12 protein-coding genes are annotated in these 16,220 nt (G+C 69.4%); 8 read left to right on the forward strand and 4 right to left on the reverse strand.

The genetic code is table 11. The features are described 5' to 3' along the window. The first annotated feature begins 348 nt into the window (after positions 1-348). The 5 genes from ACTB72_RS07360 (at position 349) to ACTB72_RS07380 (ending at position 6,614) form a co-directional block, all read left to right on the forward strand. Positions 349-1,440, forward strand: a complete 1,092-nt coding sequence (locus ACTB72_RS07360; RefSeq protein ID WP_463036332.1) for an acyl-CoA dehydrogenase family protein — start codon at positions 349-351, stop codon at positions 1,438-1,440. Positions 1,441-1,454: 14 nt separating this feature from the next. After that, positions 1,455-2,624: an acyl-CoA dehydrogenase family protein gene (locus tag ACTB72_RS07365; RefSeq protein ID WP_463036333.1), complete on the forward strand. Its 1,170-nt coding sequence runs from the start codon at positions 1,455-1,457 to the stop codon at positions 2,622-2,624. Between the two features lie 56 nt (positions 2,625-2,680). Next, positions 2,681-4,819: an acetate--CoA ligase family protein gene (locus ACTB72_RS07370; protein WP_463036334.1), complete on the forward strand. Its 2,139-nt coding sequence runs from the start codon at positions 2,681-2,683 to the stop codon at positions 4,817-4,819. A gap of 27 nt (positions 4,820-4,846) precedes the next feature. Further along, positions 4,847-5,659 (forward strand): enoyl-CoA hydratase/isomerase family protein, encoded by an 813-nt coding sequence (locus ACTB72_RS07375; protein ID WP_463036335.1) that lies wholly within the window; start codon positions 4,847-4,849, stop codon positions 5,657-5,659. Between the two features lie 64 nt (positions 5,660-5,723). Continuing rightward, complete coding sequence (locus ACTB72_RS07380) at positions 5,724-6,614, forward strand: MBL fold metallo-hydrolase (RefSeq protein ID WP_463036336.1); 891 nt, start codon at positions 5,724-5,726, stop codon at positions 6,612-6,614. A 78-nt stretch (positions 6,615-6,692) separates the two neighbouring features. On the opposite strand, the gene ACTB72_RS07385 is transcribed toward ACTB72_RS07380, so the two are convergent. From ACTB72_RS07385 to ACTB72_RS07400, 4 genes are all read right to left on the reverse strand, one after another. After that, positions 6,693-7,820, reverse strand: coding sequence for a CaiB/BaiF CoA transferase family protein (locus ACTB72_RS07385; protein WP_463036337.1), 1,128 nt, complete (start codon positions 7,818-7,820; stop codon positions 6,693-6,695). Continuing rightward, on the reverse strand, positions 7,820-8,977 hold the full coding sequence (locus ACTB72_RS07390) for an acyl-CoA dehydrogenase family protein (RefSeq protein WP_463036338.1): 1,158 nt from the start codon (positions 8,975-8,977) through the stop codon (positions 7,820-7,822). The genes ACTB72_RS07385 and ACTB72_RS07390 overlap by 1 nt, the downstream gene beginning before the upstream one ends. Positions 8,978-9,074: 97 nt before the next feature. After that, the gene (locus ACTB72_RS07395) at positions 9,075-11,219 is read right to left on the reverse strand and encodes a 3-hydroxyacyl-CoA dehydrogenase NAD-binding domain-containing protein (RefSeq protein WP_463036339.1); all 2,145 of its coding nucleotides are present in this window, start codon (positions 11,217-11,219) and stop codon (positions 9,075-9,077) included. A gap of 3 nt (positions 11,220-11,222) precedes the next feature. Beyond that, positions 11,223-12,431, reverse strand: a complete 1,209-nt coding sequence (locus ACTB72_RS07400; protein WP_463036340.1) for an acetyl-CoA C-acetyltransferase — start codon at positions 12,429-12,431, stop codon at positions 11,223-11,225. Positions 12,432-12,946: 515 nt separating this feature from the next. Here ACTB72_RS07400 and ACTB72_RS07405 point away from each other — a divergent pair. The 3 genes from ACTB72_RS07405 to ACTB72_RS07415 are packed head-to-tail and all read left to right on the forward strand — an operon-like array spanning position 12,947 to position 16,178. Further along, positions 12,947-14,500: an acyl-CoA synthetase gene (locus ACTB72_RS07405; RefSeq protein ID WP_463036341.1), complete on the forward strand. Its 1,554-nt coding sequence runs from the start codon at positions 12,947-12,949 to the stop codon at positions 14,498-14,500. Beyond that, positions 14,497-15,291 carry an SDR family NAD(P)-dependent oxidoreductase gene (locus ACTB72_RS07410; protein WP_463036342.1) on the forward strand — a complete coding sequence of 265 codons (795 nt, stop codon included), beginning with the start codon at positions 14,497-14,499 and terminating at the stop codon, positions 15,289-15,291. Before ACTB72_RS07405 ends, ACTB72_RS07410 begins: the two co-directional genes overlap by 4 nt. An 8-nt stretch (positions 15,292-15,299) precedes the next feature. Continuing rightward, complete coding sequence (locus tag ACTB72_RS07415; RefSeq protein ID WP_463036343.1) at positions 15,300-16,178, forward strand: SDR family oxidoreductase; 879 nt, start codon at positions 15,300-15,302, stop codon at positions 16,176-16,178. The last annotated feature ends 42 nt before the right edge of the window (positions 16,179-16,220 follow it).

Consider the following 16,220-nt stretch of genomic DNA (forward strand, 5'->3'; position numbering starts at 1 on the left):
GGTCGGCCGGCTGCGGACCCTGCGCGGGGACGCGGCGCGGGCGATGGACGACTGAGGGGACGGGGCGGGGGCGGCGGGGCGGGGGCGACCCCTCCGCCCCATCCCGACCCTCGGGCCAGGCGGCCGCCGGCCAAAAGCGCCTCCCGCAGGGCGCGCCGCGGGCCCGGGCTCTCCCCCGGCGCGCCCGAGGCGCGGCGCTTTTGGCCCCGGTCTCCCCGCGCCATCGCATCTGCGATTTTCGCGCCCGCCCCCGCCCGTGATCTGGCGCGGGCCTCCGCCCCTCCGTAAGGTCGCCTGACAACCGCCGCCAAGGCGGGACCGCGCGCCCCGGGAGGAGACCGTAGCCCCGTGTCCGACAACACCATGTCCGACGACAGCATCGTTGTGGAAACCACCCGCCGGATCTTCGCCGATCTGGCCGACCCGCAGACCCTGACCTCCGCCAAGACCGACGCCTGGAAGGCCGGGCTCTGGTCGGCGCTTGAGGCGGCCGGGCTGACCCTCGCCTGGGCGCCGGAAGAGGTCGGCGGCGCCGGGGCCGAGATGTCGGACGGTTTCGACATTCTGCGCATCTCCGGCCAGTACGCCGCCCCCGCCCCCATCGCCGAGACGTTGCTGGCCGGCCTCGCCCTCGCCCGCGCCGGGATCCGGCTTCCCGAGGGCGCGATGACCGTCGGCCCGATCCGCGACGGCGACGCGCTGACCCTGGCCGATGGCCGCGTCTCCGGCCGCGCCCGGGCCGTGCCCTTCGCCCGCGATGCGCGGCACATGGTGGCGATGGTGACGGACGAGGACGGCGCGGCCCATGTGGCGCTGCTGAGCCTGGGCGACGCCTCCGCCGCCGACCGGGCCGCGAATCTCGGGGCCGAGCGCGCCGACCTGACCTTCGATGGCGTGACCCCCGCCGCGCTGGCGCCCGCGCCCGAAAACTTCGGCCCGGCCGATTTCCAGCGCCTCGGCGCGGTGATCCGGGTGCAGCAGATGGCGGGCGCGCTGGAAACCGCGCTCGACCTCTGCACCCGCTACGTGCAGGAACGGGTGGCCTTCGGCAAACCCATCGGCAAGTTCCAGGCCGTGCAGCAGAATCTCGCGAGGCTGGCCGGCGAAGTCGCGGCCGCCCTGACCGCCGCCTCGACCTCCGCCGACACGGTGGAGAAGTACGAGGCGGGGGACGCGGACATCACGCCCGAGGACCTGTTCCTCGAATGCGCCGCCGCCAAGATCCGCGCGGGCGAGGCCGCGAGCGAAGGCGCCGCCATCGCCCATCAGGCGCATGGGGCCATCGGCTTCACCAACGAATACGTGCTGCAGCGCTTCACCCGGACGCTCTTCGGGTGGCGCGACGATTTCGGGGGCGAGGCGCGCTGGGCGTTGGCGCTCGGGACCGCCATGGCCGCGCGGGGGGCCGATGCGCTCTGGCCCGCGCTGACCCGTCGCTGAGGGAGGATCGCATCATGCAGACCGCCATCCGTTTCGACCCCGAACGCCTCCCCCCCCGCACCCGCGAGTTGCGCGAAGAGGTCCGCGCATTCCTGCGCGAGGAGGCCGCCGCCGGGACCTTCGACCCCGCGCGCTCCTACAAGGCCCGCGGCTTCGACCGGGGCTTTTCCCGCCGAGTCGCCGCCAAGGGCTGGATCGGGCTCACCTGGCCCAAGAAATACGGCGGGCAGGAGCGCAGCTTCCTCGACCGCTACGTGGTGTCCGAGGAATTCACCGCCGCCGGCGCCCCCGTCGGCTGCCATTTCGTCGCCGACCGCCAGTCGGGCCCGGTCATCATCCGCTACGCCGCGGAGGAGGTGAAAGCCGAGGTCCTGCCCAAGATCATCGCCGGCGAGGCCTGCTTCTGCATCGGGATGTCCGAGCCCGGCTCCGGCTCCGACCTCTTCGCCGCGCAGACCAAGGCTGAGAAGGTTCCCGGCGGCTGGAAGGTCAACGGGACCAAGATCTGGACCTCCAACGCGCAGAACGCCGATTACATGATCGGCCTCTTCCGCACCTCTCCGCCCATCAAGGAGAACCGTCGCCACGGCCTGACCCAGTTCCTCGTCGACATGAAGACCCCCGGCATCAAGACCAGCCCCATCGAGAACATGGCCGGCGGGCGCGAGTTCAACGAGGTCCACTTCACCGACATGGTCCTGCCCGACAACGCCGTGCTGGGCGAGGTCGACGGGGCGTGGAAGCAGGCGACGGCCGAGCTCGCCTATGAGCGGTCGGGGCCGGAGCGGTTCCTCGACACCTATTTCGTGCTGACCGCGCTGATGAAGGTGATCGGCGAGAGCCCGGAGCCGCGCGCCGCCGAAAGCCTCGGCCGGCTGGTGGCGCAGCTGCATATCATGCGGCGGATGTCGGTCTCGGTCGCGGGGATGCTGGAGCAGGGGCGCGAGCCGGTGCTGGAGGCGTCCATCGTCAAGGACCTCGGCACGGTGTGGGAGCAGGCGCTGCCCGGGAAGGCGCGCGACATCGCCGCTTTCCATGACGGCGCCGCCCCGCTGGGCGCCAACGCCCCGAGCTTCGAGGATGTGCTCGACTACGCCACCCTCGTCGCCCCCAAGCTGACCATCCAGGGCGGCACCACCGAGATCCTGCGCGGCATCATCGCCCGCGGCCTCGGCCTGCGCTGACACTTCCGCCCGGGGCCTGGCCCCGGGCGTCTCGCCTGCACAACCCCCCGGATGAGATGAACCAGATGACCCCCGCGCCCAAGCCCGACCTCCGGGCGCTGTTCGACCCCAGATCCATCGCGGTGATCGGCGCGTCGAACGACCTGACCAAGATCCCGGGCATGACCCTGCAGAGCCTGCTCAAGCATGGCGTCGACGTGCCGGTCTGGCCGGTGCATCCGCGGCTGGACGACGTGCAGGGGCTGAAGGCTTATCCGACCGTGGAGGCCATCGGCGAGGTTCCCGAACTCGTCATCATCGTGATCCCCGCCAAGGCGGTGCCGGACATGCTGGAGACCTGCGCCAGGGCGGGCGCGAAGGCGGCGATCATCATCACCTCCGGCTTCGCCGAGGAGCAGGGGGAGGAAGGCGCCGCCCTTCAGGCCCGGCTGACGGAGATCATCGGGCGCTATGGGCTCGCCGTGCTGGGGCCGAATGCGCAGGGCTATGCCAATTTCGCCCGCTCGCTCTGCTGCACCTTCTCCCCCGCGGTCCGGCTCGCCACCGACAGCCTGATCCCGGACTGGTGCACGGACGGGGGGCGGATCTCGGTCGTCGCCCAGTCCGGCGCGCTGGGCTTTTCGCTCTACGACACCGGGCGGCTGAAGGAGCTGCCGTACCGCTTCGTGGTGACGACGGGAAACGAGGCCGGGGTCTCGGCTTTCGACGTGGTGGACCATCTGCTGGACGAGGGCGGCACCCAGGTCTTCGTCATGTTCCTGGAGGGGATCCGCGACGCCGCCCGCTTCCGGCAGGTGGCCGAACGGGCGCTGCGCGAGGGCAAGCCGCTGGTCGTCGCCAAGGTCGGGATGTCGGCGGCGGCCGAGCGCTCCGCCGCTTCGCATACCGGCGCGCTGGCGGGCTCGTGGCGGGCCAACAAGGCGATGTTCGACGCCTATGGCGTGACCCTGGTCGAAAGCCATGAAGAGCTGATCGACATCGCCGCCGCCTTCATGATCAACCGCCACCGCCTGCCGAAAGGCCGCGGCGTGGGCATCCCGACATCTTCCGGCGGCGCCGGGGGCTGGACCGCCGACGGTTGCGCGGCGGCGGGGCTGGAGGTGCCGGAACTGGAACCCGAGGCGCGCGCCCGCATCGACGCATTCCTGCCGCCCTACGGATCTTCCATCAACCCCGTCGACGGCACCGCGCAGGCCATCGGACTGATCGGCTATTCCGAGCTCACCCGCCTCACCGCCCTGTCCGACCGCGTCCATGGCATCGTCGGCGTCACCACCGCCATCCAGGCGGCGGGGTTTCTCAAGGAGGGCGAGAATTTCCCGAAGGTCGGCCTCAGCCTCGAAAAGCCGATCTGTTTCTGGAGCTACACGCGGCCCTCGCGCGAGGTCTACGCGCTCTTCGCCAAATCCGGCTATGCGCTTTCGACCAACCTGCGCCATTCCACCCGCGCCATGGCCGCGATGTGCGCCTTCGCCGAAGCCAAGGCCCGGTTCCGCCCGCCTCTGGTCGCCGATGCGGCGGGCGCCGGCGAGATCGAGACGATGACCGAGCGCGACGCCAAGGCCTGGCTGCACGGGGCGGGCGTCGGCGGGGCGCCCGGCGGGCTGGCGACCTCCGGCGCTCAGGCGGCGGAGCTCGCCGTAGCGCTGGGCCGGCCGGCGGCGCTGAAAATCCAGTCCCCCGACATTCCCCACAAGACCGAGGCCGGGGGCGTGTCGCTGGGCGTTTCGCCCGACGCCGCCGAGGCCGAATACGCGGCCCTCCTCGCCCGCGTCAGAACCCACGCGCCGAACGCGAAAATCGAGGGCGTGCTGGTCGAACCGATGGCCCCCGCCGGCGTGCAGATGCTGATGGGGATTTCGCGCGATCCGCTTTTCGGCCCGATGCTGCTGGTCGGCGCCGGCGGGATCTATGCCGAGGTGCTGGACGACGTCGCGCTCTCCCCCTTGCTCGACGACGAGGCCGGCGCGCTGCGGCTGTTGCAAACCCTCAAGACCTGGCCGCTGCTTGATGGCGCGCGCGGTCAGGCCAAGGCCGACGTGCCCGCGCTCGTCGCGCTGATGCTGGCGCTTTGCCGCTTTGTGTCCGACAATGCCGCGCGCATAGAAGAGATCGATCTCAATCCGGTCATGGCGCATGAGATGGGGCAGGGGGTTTCGGTCCTCGATGCGCTCGTCCTGCGCCGGGCCGGCTGACGACAAACCCAAATGGGAGGAACCACCATGGCCAAGGACTTTTCCGCCTCGGAGCTCGGCGTCGACATCAAGGACTACGTCGCCACCGTCGAAATCCGCCGCCCGCCGCTGAACTTCTTCGACTTCGAGCTGATCCGCGAGATCGCCGACGTCTACGAAGCGCTGGATGAGCGCGACGACGTGCGTTCGATCATGCTCTGCGCCGACGGCAAGGCGTTCTGCGCGGGGGCCGATTTCTCGTCCCGCTCGGATGCGCAGCTTCAGGACGACAACGCCGAGAAATCCAAGGTCGACGACGAGGGCGTGCAGCACCTCTATGTCGAGGCGACGCGCATCTTCCACTGCAAGAAGCCGGTGGTGGCCTGCGTCCATGGCGCGGCGATCGGCGGGGGGCTCGGTCTGGCGATTTCCGCCGACTTCCGCGTCGCCTCGCCCGAGGCGCGCTTCGCGGCCAACTTCACCCGGCTGGGGTTTCATCCGGGCTTCGGGCTGACCCACACGCTGCCGCTGATCGTGGGCCTGCAGAACGCCAAGCTGATCTTCATGACCTCGCGCCGCTTCACCGGCGAAGAGGCGAAGGAGATGGGTCTGGCCGACGTGCTGGCCCCGGCCGGGGAGGTCCGTCAGGCCGCCTGGGATCTGGCGCGCGAGATCGCCATCAACTCGCCGCTGGGCACCGTGTCCACCCGCGCCACGCTGCGCCAGGGCCTGGCCGAGGCGGTGAAGGCCGCCACCGACCATGAGCTCGCCGAGCAGGTGCGCCTGCGCAAGACCGCCGACTTCAAGGAAGGCGTGCGCGCCACCACCGCGCGCGAGATCCCCAACTTCATCGGCGCCTGAGGCGGCCACGCGACCGGGGGCGGCGTCCGCGCCGTCTCCTCCCCCCCTGATGGGAGCGCATCCGATGACCGCCGACCCGCTGCTGCCGCCGGTGTTCCGCGTGGGGAATGTCGAGGTGATCCGCGTGATCGAGATCCTCGCGCCGTTCCGGCTGCCCGAGGACACCTGGCCCGAGGATGTGGCGGAGGTGCGCGAGACGCTGGCCGAGCTGGGCGACGCGCTCCCCCCCGGTCTGATCGACCCCGAGACCGGCATGGTGATGCTCGCCATCCAGACCTATGTGCTGCGCACCGCCAGACGCACCATCGTGGTCGACACCTGCGTGGGCTGCGACAAGACCTATCCGACCGTCCCCGGATGGCACATGCGCACCAACCGCTCCTGGCTTGCGCGCATGGCGGCGGCGGGGGTGGCGCCCGAAAGCGTGGACTATGTGCTCTGCACTCATCTCCACGGCGATCACGTGGGGTGGAACACGCAGCTTCTGGATGGCCGCTGGGTTCCGACCTTTCCGAACGCTACCTACCTGATGACCTCGGTCGACGAGGGCTTCATCCAGGCCGCGCGCCCCGCCACCTGGGCCGAGAGCGTGTCGCCGGTGATCGAGGCGGGACAGGCGCAGCTGGTCGCCACGGATTTCGCGCTGGACGACGAGATCTGGCTGGAGCCGACGCCGGGCCACACGCCGGGCCATGTCGCGGTGCGCCTGCGCTCCAACGGCGAAGAGGCGATGCTGACCGGCGACGCCTTCCACTCGCCCCTGCAATGCCGGTTCCCCGACTGGCGCTTCTTTTCGGACGACGACCCCACGCAGGCGGCGCGGACCCGCCGCGCCCTCTTCGAGAGCCTCGCCGAGAGCGGCCGCCTCGTCCTGCCCGCCCATTTCCCGCCGCCCACCGTCGGCTGGGTGACGGCCGAGGGCGATGCGTTCGGGTTCCGCTACAAGGCGTTCTGAGCGGTCGCGCGCCCCCGTCGCGGGGGCGAACGCATCGGGCCGGGCGCGACGCGCCCGGCCCGTTTCGTGCGGGTCGCGTCAGTTCAGGGCGCCGGCCGCGCGCAGGGACGCGATCTCGTCCGTCGAAAGCCCGGCCTCGGCCAAAGCCGCGTCGGTGTCGGCCCCCATCGGGGTGGCGGGACGGGGCGCGGCCCAGGGCGTGCGGTCGAAGCGCGGCGCGGGAGCCGGCTGGGCCTTGCCGGCGATGTCGAGATAGGCGCCGCGGGCGAGGTTATGCGGATGAACCTCGGCCTCCGAGGGCGTCAGCACCGGCGCGATGCAGGCGTCGGTCCCCTCGAAGATCGCCATCCACTGGTCGCGGGTCTTGGACTTGAACACCGCCGCGTATTCTTCGGCCCGCCCGGCCCAGGTGGCCTTGGAGGTCTGGTCCTGGCGATGCTCCTCCGGGAACCCGCATTTCTCCACCATGATCGCGAAGAACTGCGGCTCGAGGCAGCCGACCGACACGTATTTGCCGTCCGACGTCTCGTAGCAGCGGTAATAGGAGGCGCCGCCGTCGAGCATGTTGCTCTCGCGGCTCTCCACCCAGGCGCCCGCGTTCATCAGGTTGCGGAAGATCCCGGTCATCGCCGACACGCCGTCGATCATGGCGCTGTCGATCACCTGGCCCTTGCCCGACCGGTTGCGCTCCCAGAGCGCGGAGAGCACGCCGAAGATCAGGAACATGGTGCCGCCGCCATAGTCGGCCACCAGGTTCAGCGGGGGCGTCGGCGGCTGGTCCTTGCGGCCCATCATGCCGAGCGCGCCGGTCAGCGACAGGTAGTTGAGGTCATGGCCCGCCATCTGGCTCCACGGCCCTTCCTGCCCCCAGCCGGTCATGCGGCCGAAGACGAGGCCCGGATTGCGGGCGTGGCAGACCTCGGGGCCCAGGCCCATCCGCTCCATCACGCCGGGGCGGAACCCCTCGATCAGCGCGTCGGCGCCGTCGATGAGCCGCAGCGCCGCCTCGACCCCGCCCGGGGTCTTGAGGTTCAGCGCGACCGAGCGCTTGCCGCGATTGGCGACGTCGTTCGGCCGGTCCTTGCCCGAGGCGCGGTCGATGACGATCACCTCCGCGCCCAGATCCGCCATCAGCTGGCCGGCGAGCGGGCAGGGCCCGATGCCGGCCATTTCGATCAGTTTCAGTCCTTCGAGCGGTCCGGCCATCAGTTGCGCTTCCTGTCGTCGAGACCAAGGCCGCGGCCGATGATCTCCTTCATGATTTCAGACGATCCGGCGTAGATCCGGGCGACGCGGGTGTCGCGATAGATCCGCGAGATCTCGTATTCGTCCATGTAGCCGGCGCCGCCATGCAGCTGCAGGCCGCTGTCGGCGACTTCGCAGACCAGTTCGGAGGAGATCAGCTTGATCGAGGCGGCGAGCTCTCCGGTCAGCTCTCCCTTCAGATGCGCCTGCGCGCAATGGTCGAGCAGCGCCCAGGCCGCGTCGAGCTTGGCGCGCAGCGCGGCCATCACGAAGCGCGAGTTCTGGAAGGTGCCGATGGGGCGCCCGAACGCCCGCCGCTCCTTGATGAAATCGAGCGTCACCTCGAAGGCGCGCTCGGCCATCGAGAGGTTGCCGACCGAATTCACGATCCGCTCCTCGGCGAGGTTGCTCATCATCACCTTGAAGCCGCCCTCGGGGGCGCCGAGCACGTTCTCCTTGGGGATCTTCACGTCCTGGAAGAACAGCTCGGAGGTGTCCTGCGCCGGCTGGCCGAGCTTCTTGAGATTGGCGCCGCGCTCGAAGCCCGGGGTCCCGCGCTCGACGATGAAGAGGCCGACCGCGTGGGACTTGGTCGGGTCGGTCTTGGCGGCCACGATCACCAGGTCGGCGAGCTGACCGTTGGAGATGTAGGTCTTCGAGCCGTTGATCAGCCAGTGATCGCCCTTGTCCTCGGCCCGGGTCTGGATGCCGGCGACGTCCGACCCCGCGCCGGGTTCGGTCATGGCGATGGCGAGGATGGTCTCGCCCGACACGCAGCCGGGCATGTACTTGTCGCGCTGCGCCGGCGTGCCGAACTTGTGGATGTAGGGGCCCACGACCCGGTTGTGCAGCGACACCGCGAGGCCGGAGCCGGTCGGCCCCAGCTCCTCGATCAGCACCATGTCATAGCGGAAATCGTCGAGCTCGACGCCGCCATGCTTCTCGTCGGCATACATGCAGAGAAACCCCTGCGCGCCGGCCGATTTCCACACCTCGCGGTCCACGATCCCCTCTTCGCGCCAGCGCATGGCGTGGGGGGTGACTTCGGCTGCGATCCATTTCTTGACCGAGTCGCGGAACATCTCGTGGTCGGGTTCATACAGGCTTCGCGTGATCATGCGGCGTCCTCCCGGGACGATTGTCGTTGAAGCGCGCGCGGCGCACATGCGTGGACTCCCGGCCGCGTGGCCGGGAGGCGTGAATTTTCACCGGGGTTCAGGCGGCCTTCGCCGCCGCGCCCTCGCGCAGCCGGTCGAGCGCTGCGGGCGAAACCGCGAACCGGTCCCCGCAAAGCGCCGCCAGTTCGGCCGCGCGCTTCGCGAAAGCGTCGAGCCCGACGCCGCGGATGAACTGGATGGCGCCGCCGGTATGGGCCGGGAAGCCGATGGCCATGATCGAGCCGATATTGGCCTCGGGTTCGGAGCGGAGCACGCCTTCGTCGAGGCAACGCAGGGTCTCGATGGCCTGGCGGTAGAGCATGCGGTCCTGCGCCTCCTCCATCGTCACCGGGCGGTTGCGCTCGGCGAACTGGCCGATGCCCTCCCACAGGGACCGCGTCCCGTCCGGCGCGTAGTCGTAGAAGCCGCCGCCGTAATGGCGCCCGCCGCGGCCCATCTCCACCATTTTCGGGGCGATGGCGGCGGAGCCCTCGTTCTTCACCGGGAAGCCATCGGTCACGCCGAGGCGCTTGTCCAAGGCCCGATGCGTCTCGCGCACCCGCTCCGACAGCACCATGGAGACTTCGTCCTGCACCTGCAGCGGGCCGACCGGCATGCCGATCTTCCAGGCCGCCCGCTCGATCATCGCGGGGGGCATGCCGTCGCGGATCAGCTCCATACCCTCGTTGAGGTAGGTTCCGAACACGCGGGAGGTGAAGAAGCCGCGGCTGTCGTTGACCACGATGGGCAGCTTGCCGATCTGCTTCACGTAGTCATACGCCCTGCGCAGCGTGTCCTCGGAGGTCAGCTCGCCCAGGATCAGCTCCACCACCTGCATCCGGTCGACCGGAGAGAAGAAGTGGATGCCGATGAAGCGCTCCGGCTCCGGGCAGGATTCGGCCAGGATGGAGATCGGCAGGGTCGAGGTGTTGGTGCCGTAGATGCCGGTCGGGGACAGCCTGGCGAAGGTCGCGGGGATCACCTTCTCCTTCAGCGCGATGTCCTCGAACACCGCCTCGATGATGATGTCGGCGCCTTCGTAATCGTCCGCGTCGGTCGGTTTTATGAGACCGAGCAGCGAGGCGCCCTTGGCCGCGTCCATCCGGCCCTGCTCGGCCTGTTTCGCCGCCAGCGCCTCGGAATAGGCTTTCCCCTTCCGGGCGCCGGCCATGTCGGTGTCCTTCAGGATCACGGGCAGCCCGCGCGAGGCATGGGCCCAGGCGATGCCCGCCCCCATCATGCCTGCGCCGAGCACGACCGAGACATTCGCCTTCCACGCGTCGCCCGCCGGGCGGAACTTGTTCCCCCGGATCGCCTGCATTCCGAAGAACATGGTGGTGATCTGGGCCTTGGCCTCCGCCGAGCCGATCAGGGAGCAGAACTGCCGGCTCTCGTCGCGCAACGCGCTGTCGAAGCCCATCCGCATCGAGTTGACGGCGATGTCCAGGATCCGCTCCGGCGCCGGCATCAGCCCGCGGGTCTTCTTGATGAGCATCGTGGGGGCGGCGGCGATGATCTGGCGGATCCTGGGGGAGGAGGCGTCGCCGCCGGGATGGCGGAAGCCCTTCCGGTCCCAGGGCTGCTGCGCGGCCCCGGGATTGGCCTTGATCCAGGCCTTCGCGGCCGGAACCAGGTCTTCCCGCGACGCCACCATCTCGTCGACCATGCCGAGCGCGAGGGCCTTGGCGGGCGACTGCGGCTTGCCCTCCATCAGCAGGGGCAGCGCTTTTTCGAGACCCAGAAGCGCGGTCAGCCGCACCACGCCGCCGGCGCCGGGCAGCAGGCCGAGCGTCACCTCGGGCAGGCCGGTGATCGCGCCGGGGCTGTCGAGGATGACCCGGCGATTGCAGGCGAGGCAGATCTCATACCCGCCCCCCAGCGCCGCGCCGTTGATGGCGGCGACGACCGGAACCGGCAGCTTTTCGATGCGCCGCAGCAGGGATTTCTTGTCTTCCAGCCCCTCGAAATAGGCGAGGTCCGCGGCCTCCTGCGCCAGCAGCCCGTTGAGGTCGCCGCCCGCGAAGAAGGTCTTCTTGGCCGAGGCGATGACCACGCCGGTCAGACCGTCTTCGGCCTCCAGCCGGGCGACCGTCGCCTTCATGAGGATATTATACTGCTCGGACATGGTGTTGGCCGACTGGCCGTCCATATCCATGGTGATCGTCACGATGCCATCGGCATCCTTGTCCCAGTCGAAACCCATGGCTCAGACCCTCTCGATGATGGAGGCGATGCCCATGCCGCCGGCCACGCACATGCAGATCAGGGCGCGCTTGAGGTTCCGGCGCTCCAGCTCGTCGAGCATGGTCGACACCAGACAACCCCCCGTCGCGCCCAGCGGATGGCCCATGGCGATGGCGCCGCCGACCACGTTCAGTTTCTCGTCCGGCACGTTCAGGTCGCGCTGAAGGCGCAACGCGACGGAGGCGAAGGCCTCGTTGATCTCGACGAGGTCGATGTCGTCGAGGGTCAGCCCCGCTTTCGCCAGCGCCTTCTTCGCCGCCGGGCCGGGGCCCACCAGCATGATGGTCGGGTCGGTGGCGGTCAGCGCGATGGAGACGACGCGGCCGCGCGGGGTCAGGCCCAGATCCTTGCCGACGCGCGCATTGCCCACCATGACCAGCGACGCCCCGTCGACGATGCCGGACGAATTTCCGGCGGTGTGGACGTGGTCGATCCGCTCGACCTGCGGATACTTTGAAAGCGCGATGGCGTCGTAGCCCATGCCGCCCATGCCCGCGAAGGACGCCTTCAGCGCCCCCAGCGACTGCATGTCGGCGTCGGGGCGGATGAAGTCGTCCCGCTCCAGTATCGTGAACCCGTTCAGGTCCTTCACCGGCACGACCGAGCGGTCGAACCAGCCCGCATCCCGCGCGTGGGCGGCGTATTTCTGGGAGCGGACCGCGAAGGCGTCGACGTCGTCGCGGGTCCACCCCTCCATCGTCGCGATCAAGTCGGCGCCGATGCCCTGGGGGACGAAGCCGGTGGCGATGTTGGTCGCGGGGTCCTGGGACATCGGCCCGCCATCGGTGCCCATGGGGACGCGGGACATGGATTCGTAACCGCCGGCGCAGACCAGATCCTCCCACCCGCTCGCGACCTTGGCGGCGGCGGTGTTGAAGGTGTCGAGGCCGGACGCGCAGAAGCGGTTCAGCTGGGCGCCCGGAACGCTCTCGTCCCAGCCGGCCTTCTGCAGCGCGATCTTGGGCAGGACCGAGCCCTGTTCGCCAACCGGCATCACGCAGCCCAGCATGACATCGTCGACGCGGGCGGTGTCGAGGTCGTGGCGGCTCTGCATCTCGGTCAGCAAGGTGGTGACGAGGTCGATGGGCTTGACCTCGTTCAGCGCGCCGTCCGGCTTGCCCTTGGAGCGGGGCGTGCGGATCGCGTCGAAGATATAGGCGGCTTCGGCCATGGGGGCTCCCTCCGGGAATTCGCCTTCGGGGCCGCGCGCAGGGCGGCGGCCGCCGGGATCGGCGCGGAGAGTGCCGCCGGGCGCGGGCGGTTTCAAGTCGTTAATTGACCGATGAATACCGCATTGCGGAATTGTCAAAAAAATACCGGTCATCCTCGGGGCGTGATCGCAGGCGAAGCCGTTTGTGGCGGCGACTTCGCCTGCGGGAACACGCCACCGGCTCAGAACCGGCGGACAGGCGTTTCCTCCCGACCGAACATGCATGGCATTCGATCTTTTTGGATCGACCAAGGCTGCCTGGCGGCCGCTCGGGTCGACGGGTTCAACCTATTCGTCGCAGCCCCTTGAAGCAACCGCGGTTTTGCATGGACCTCCGCCGAATTTAATGGCTTGGTTAAATCAGAGACGAGGGACGCCCGCAGAGGCGCGCCCCGTTTTCGGCCGGATTGCCCGTCGCAAACCCGGTCCGGGCGAGGACTGTCCTCGACCCGTCAACGATACCAGGGAGGAAGAGGATGAAGCACCCCTCGTTCCATGCGCGCCGGACGCCGGACAAGATCGCCTATGTCATGGCGGGATCGGGCGAGAGCCTGACCTATGCCGAGCTCGACGCCCGGTCGAATCGGGGCGCGCAGGCGCTGCGCACGCTGGGCGTGAAGCGCGGCGACCATATCGCGATCCTGATGGAGAATCGGCTGGAATTCATGGAGATCCTCTGGGCGGCGCATCGCTCGGGCGTGATCTACACCGCCGTCAGCCGCTATCTGGGCCCCGACGAGGCCGGCTACATCATCCGCGACTGCGGGGCCAAGGTGTTCATCGCGTCCGACGCCTATCGCGACCGCGGCGCCGATTTCCTGGCCCAGGCCGGCGACGCGCGCTGCCTGATGGTCGGCGACGTGGCGCCGGGCTATGTCAGCTGGGACGAGCTGACCGCCGCCCAGCCGGCCGAGCCGGTGGACGATGCGGTGGCCGGCGTCGACATGCTCTATTCGTCGGGCACCACCGGCCGGCCCAAGGGCATCACCAAGGCGTTCGAGGCGAATCCGGTCGACTGGATCCACCCGATGCTGTCGCTGCTGATCGAGCATCACTCGAAGGCCGACGCCGACAGCGTGTATCTGTCCCCTGCGCCGCTCTATCACGCGGCCCCCCTGCGCTTCTGCCTGACCATGGCCAATCTCGGCGCGACCTGCGTGATCATGGAGAGGTTCGAGCCCGAGGCGTATCTGGCCGCGGTCGAGACATGGGGCGTCACCCATTCGCAGCTGGTGCCCACCATGTTCGTGCGCATGCTGAAGCTGCCCGATGAGGTCCGCGCGCAATACGACGTGTCCTCCATCCGGATGGCCGTCCACGCCGCCGCCCCTTGCCCGCGCGAAATCAAGCAGCGCATGATCGACTGGTGGGGTCCGGTGCTGCTGGAATATTACGCGGGGACCGAGGCCAATGGCGGCACCGTTGCGACGGCCGCGCAGTGGCTGGAGAACCCCGGCACCGTCGGCGCCGCCATCACCGGGCGCATCGTAATCGCCGACCCCGACGGCAACGAACTGCCTGCGGGCGAGATCGGCGACGTCTATTTCGACACCGGCATCGACTTCGAATATTTCGGCGACCCCGAGAAGTCGAAGAAGTCGTTCCTGCGCCCCGGTTGCGGCACGCTGGGCGACGTGGGGTATCTGAATGCGCGCGGCTTCCTGTTCCTGACCGACCGCGCCGCCTACACCATCATCTCCGGCGGGGTGAACATCTACCCGCAGGAGGCCGAGGACCTGCTGGTCTGCCATCCCGAGGTCGCCGACTGCGCCGTCTTCGGCGTGCCGGACGAGGAGATGGGCGAGGCGGTGAAGGCCGTGGTGATGTTGTCGGACACTTCCGCCGCCTCCGACGATAAGGCGGCCGAACTGATCGGCTGGCTTCGCGCGCGCCTGTCGCATATCAAGACCCCCCGGAGCATCGACTTCCGCGATGACCTGCCGCGCACCGCGACGGGCAAGCTGATGAAACGGCTTCTGAAAGACGAATACTGGGCCGAAGCCCGGAAGAAACAGGGAGAGAACGCATGACCGCAAAGAACCCCTTCGACCTCACCGGCAAGGTCGCCGTCGTCACCGGCGGCAACGGCGGCATCGGGCTTGGCATGGTCAAGTGCATGGCGCAGGCTGGCGCCTCCGTCGCCATCTGGGGCCGCAATGCGGAGAAGAACGAGAAGGCGGTGGCCGAGGCCATGGCGCTGGGCGGCGGCGAAGTGGTCGCCTTCCCCTGCGACGTGCTCGACCCCGCCACCCAGGACAAGGCGATGGCCGATACGCTGAAGAAATTCGGCCGGGTGGACGGGCTTTACGCCAATTCCGGCGTCTCCGGCTCCGGCGGCCGCAAGGGATTTCTGGAGCGTTCGGACCAGGAATGGCATGACCTGTTCGCGGTGAACCTCGACGGCGTCGTGAAATCGTTCCGGCTGGCGGGCGACCATATGGTCGAGCGCGCCAAGGCCGGCGATCCGGGCGGGCGGCTGGTGGCCACCTCCTCCGTCGCCTCGGTCGATGGGGCGGCGTTCAACGAGCATTACGGCGCCTCCAAGGCCGCGCTGAACGGCATGATGCGTGCCATCGCGGTCGAGCTCGCGCGCCACGGCATCACCGCCAACAACATCCTGCCGGGCTACATCGTCACCGACATGACCGCCAAGGCCATGGCCAACGACAAGTTCCTGACCAATGTCGGCAAGCGCATCCCCGCCCGCCGCTTCGGCCAGCCGGAGGATTTCGGCGGGCTCGCGGCCTACCTCCTGTCGGATCTGAGCAGCTACCACACCGGCCAGACCTTCACGATCGACGGCGGCTACACCATCTTCTGAGGGGTCTCATGACCGACGCGATTTTCCGAGCGGGCCTGTTCGACGGAGCCCGCATCCTGGTGACGGGCGGCGGCTCCGGCCTCGGCCGGGGCATGGCGTCCCGGCTGGCGGGGCTCGGCGCCGAGGTCATCCTCTGCGGGCGTCGGGCGGGCATGCTCGACGACGCCGCCGGGGCGATCGCCGAGGCGGGCGGCAAGGCCATGGCCCTGCCGCTCGACATCCGCGATCCGGACGCGGTGGAGGCGGCGATGGACGCGGCCTTCGCCGGCGGGCCCCTGACCGGGCTGATCAACAACGCCGGCGCCAACTTCATCTCGCGGACCGAGGATCTGTCGATCCGCGCCGTGGATGCGGTCACCGGCATCACCATGCGCGGCACGTTCCTCGTCACCCACGCGGTCGGGCGGCGCTGGATCAAGGCGGGGACGGGGGGGGCGGTGATCTCGATCCTCTCGACCCGGCTGCGGACCGGGGCGCCGTTCTCGACGCCCTCCACCATGGGGAAGGCGGCGATCGAGAGCATGACCCGTTCGCTCGCCTCCGAATGGGGTCCGCACGGCATCCGGCTCAACGCCATCGCGCCGGGAGAGATCCCGACCGAGGGCATGCTCGCCCGCCTGCGCCCCGGCGAAAAGCCCGGCGCCGAGACGGCGGCGGTCAACCCGCTGGGCCGGGCCGGGACGCTGGACGACATCGGCGCGCTCGCCGCCTTCCTGCTGGGGCCGGGGTCGGCCTGGATCAACGGCGAGACCATCGTGATGGACGGCGGCCTGGCCAACGCGGCCGGCGTCTCGTCCTACAAGCTGCGCGAATGGGGCGACGCGGACTGGGAAAAGGCGCGCGGCGTCGCCAAGTCGAAGAACGCCGAGGACAAGGCGAAACAGTAAGGGCCCTGTCGGGCGGGCGACCCTCGCCTGGGCGGGCTGATG

Source organism: Albimonas sp. (assembly GCF_055129145.1).

What these genes read in the sequence shown, in the direction of transcription:
- ACTB72_RS07375 (WP_463036335.1), top strand. Translation starts at nt 4,847, where the DNA reads ATGGCCAAGGACTTTTCCGCCTCGGAGCTCGGCGTCGACATCAAGGAC.
- ACTB72_RS07365 (WP_463036333.1), top strand. Translation starts at nt 1,455, where the DNA reads ATGCAGACCGCCATCCGTTTCGACCCCGAACGCCTCCCCCCCCGCACC.
- ACTB72_RS07405 (WP_463036341.1), top strand. Translation starts at nt 12,947, where the DNA reads ATGAAGCACCCCTCGTTCCATGCGCGCCGGACGCCGGACAAGATCGCC.
- ACTB72_RS07380 (WP_463036336.1), top strand. Translation starts at nt 5,724, where the DNA reads ATGACCGCCGACCCGCTGCTGCCGCCGGTGTTCCGCGTGGGGAATGTC.
- ACTB72_RS07390 (WP_463036338.1), bottom strand. Translation starts at nt 8,977, where the DNA reads ATGATCACGCGAAGCCTGTATGAACCCGACCACGAGATGTTCCGCGAC.
- ACTB72_RS07400 (WP_463036340.1), bottom strand. Translation starts at nt 12,431, where the DNA reads ATGGCCGAAGCCGCCTATATCTTCGACGCGATCCGCACGCCCCGCTCC.
- ACTB72_RS07385 (WP_463036337.1), bottom strand. Translation starts at nt 7,820, where the DNA reads ATGGCCGGACCGCTCGAAGGACTGAAACTGATCGAAATGGCCGGCATC.
- ACTB72_RS07370 (WP_463036334.1), top strand. Translation starts at nt 2,681, where the DNA reads ATGAACCAGATGACCCCCGCGCCCAAGCCCGACCTCCGGGCGCTGTTC.
- ACTB72_RS07410 (WP_463036342.1), top strand. Translation starts at nt 14,497, where the DNA reads ATGACCGCAAAGAACCCCTTCGACCTCACCGGCAAGGTCGCCGTCGTC.
- ACTB72_RS07395 (WP_463036339.1), bottom strand. Translation starts at nt 11,219, where the DNA reads ATGGGTTTCGACTGGGACAAGGATGCCGATGGCATCGTGACGATCACC.
- ACTB72_RS07415 (WP_463036343.1), top strand. Translation starts at nt 15,300, where the DNA reads ATGACCGACGCGATTTTCCGAGCGGGCCTGTTCGACGGAGCCCGCATC.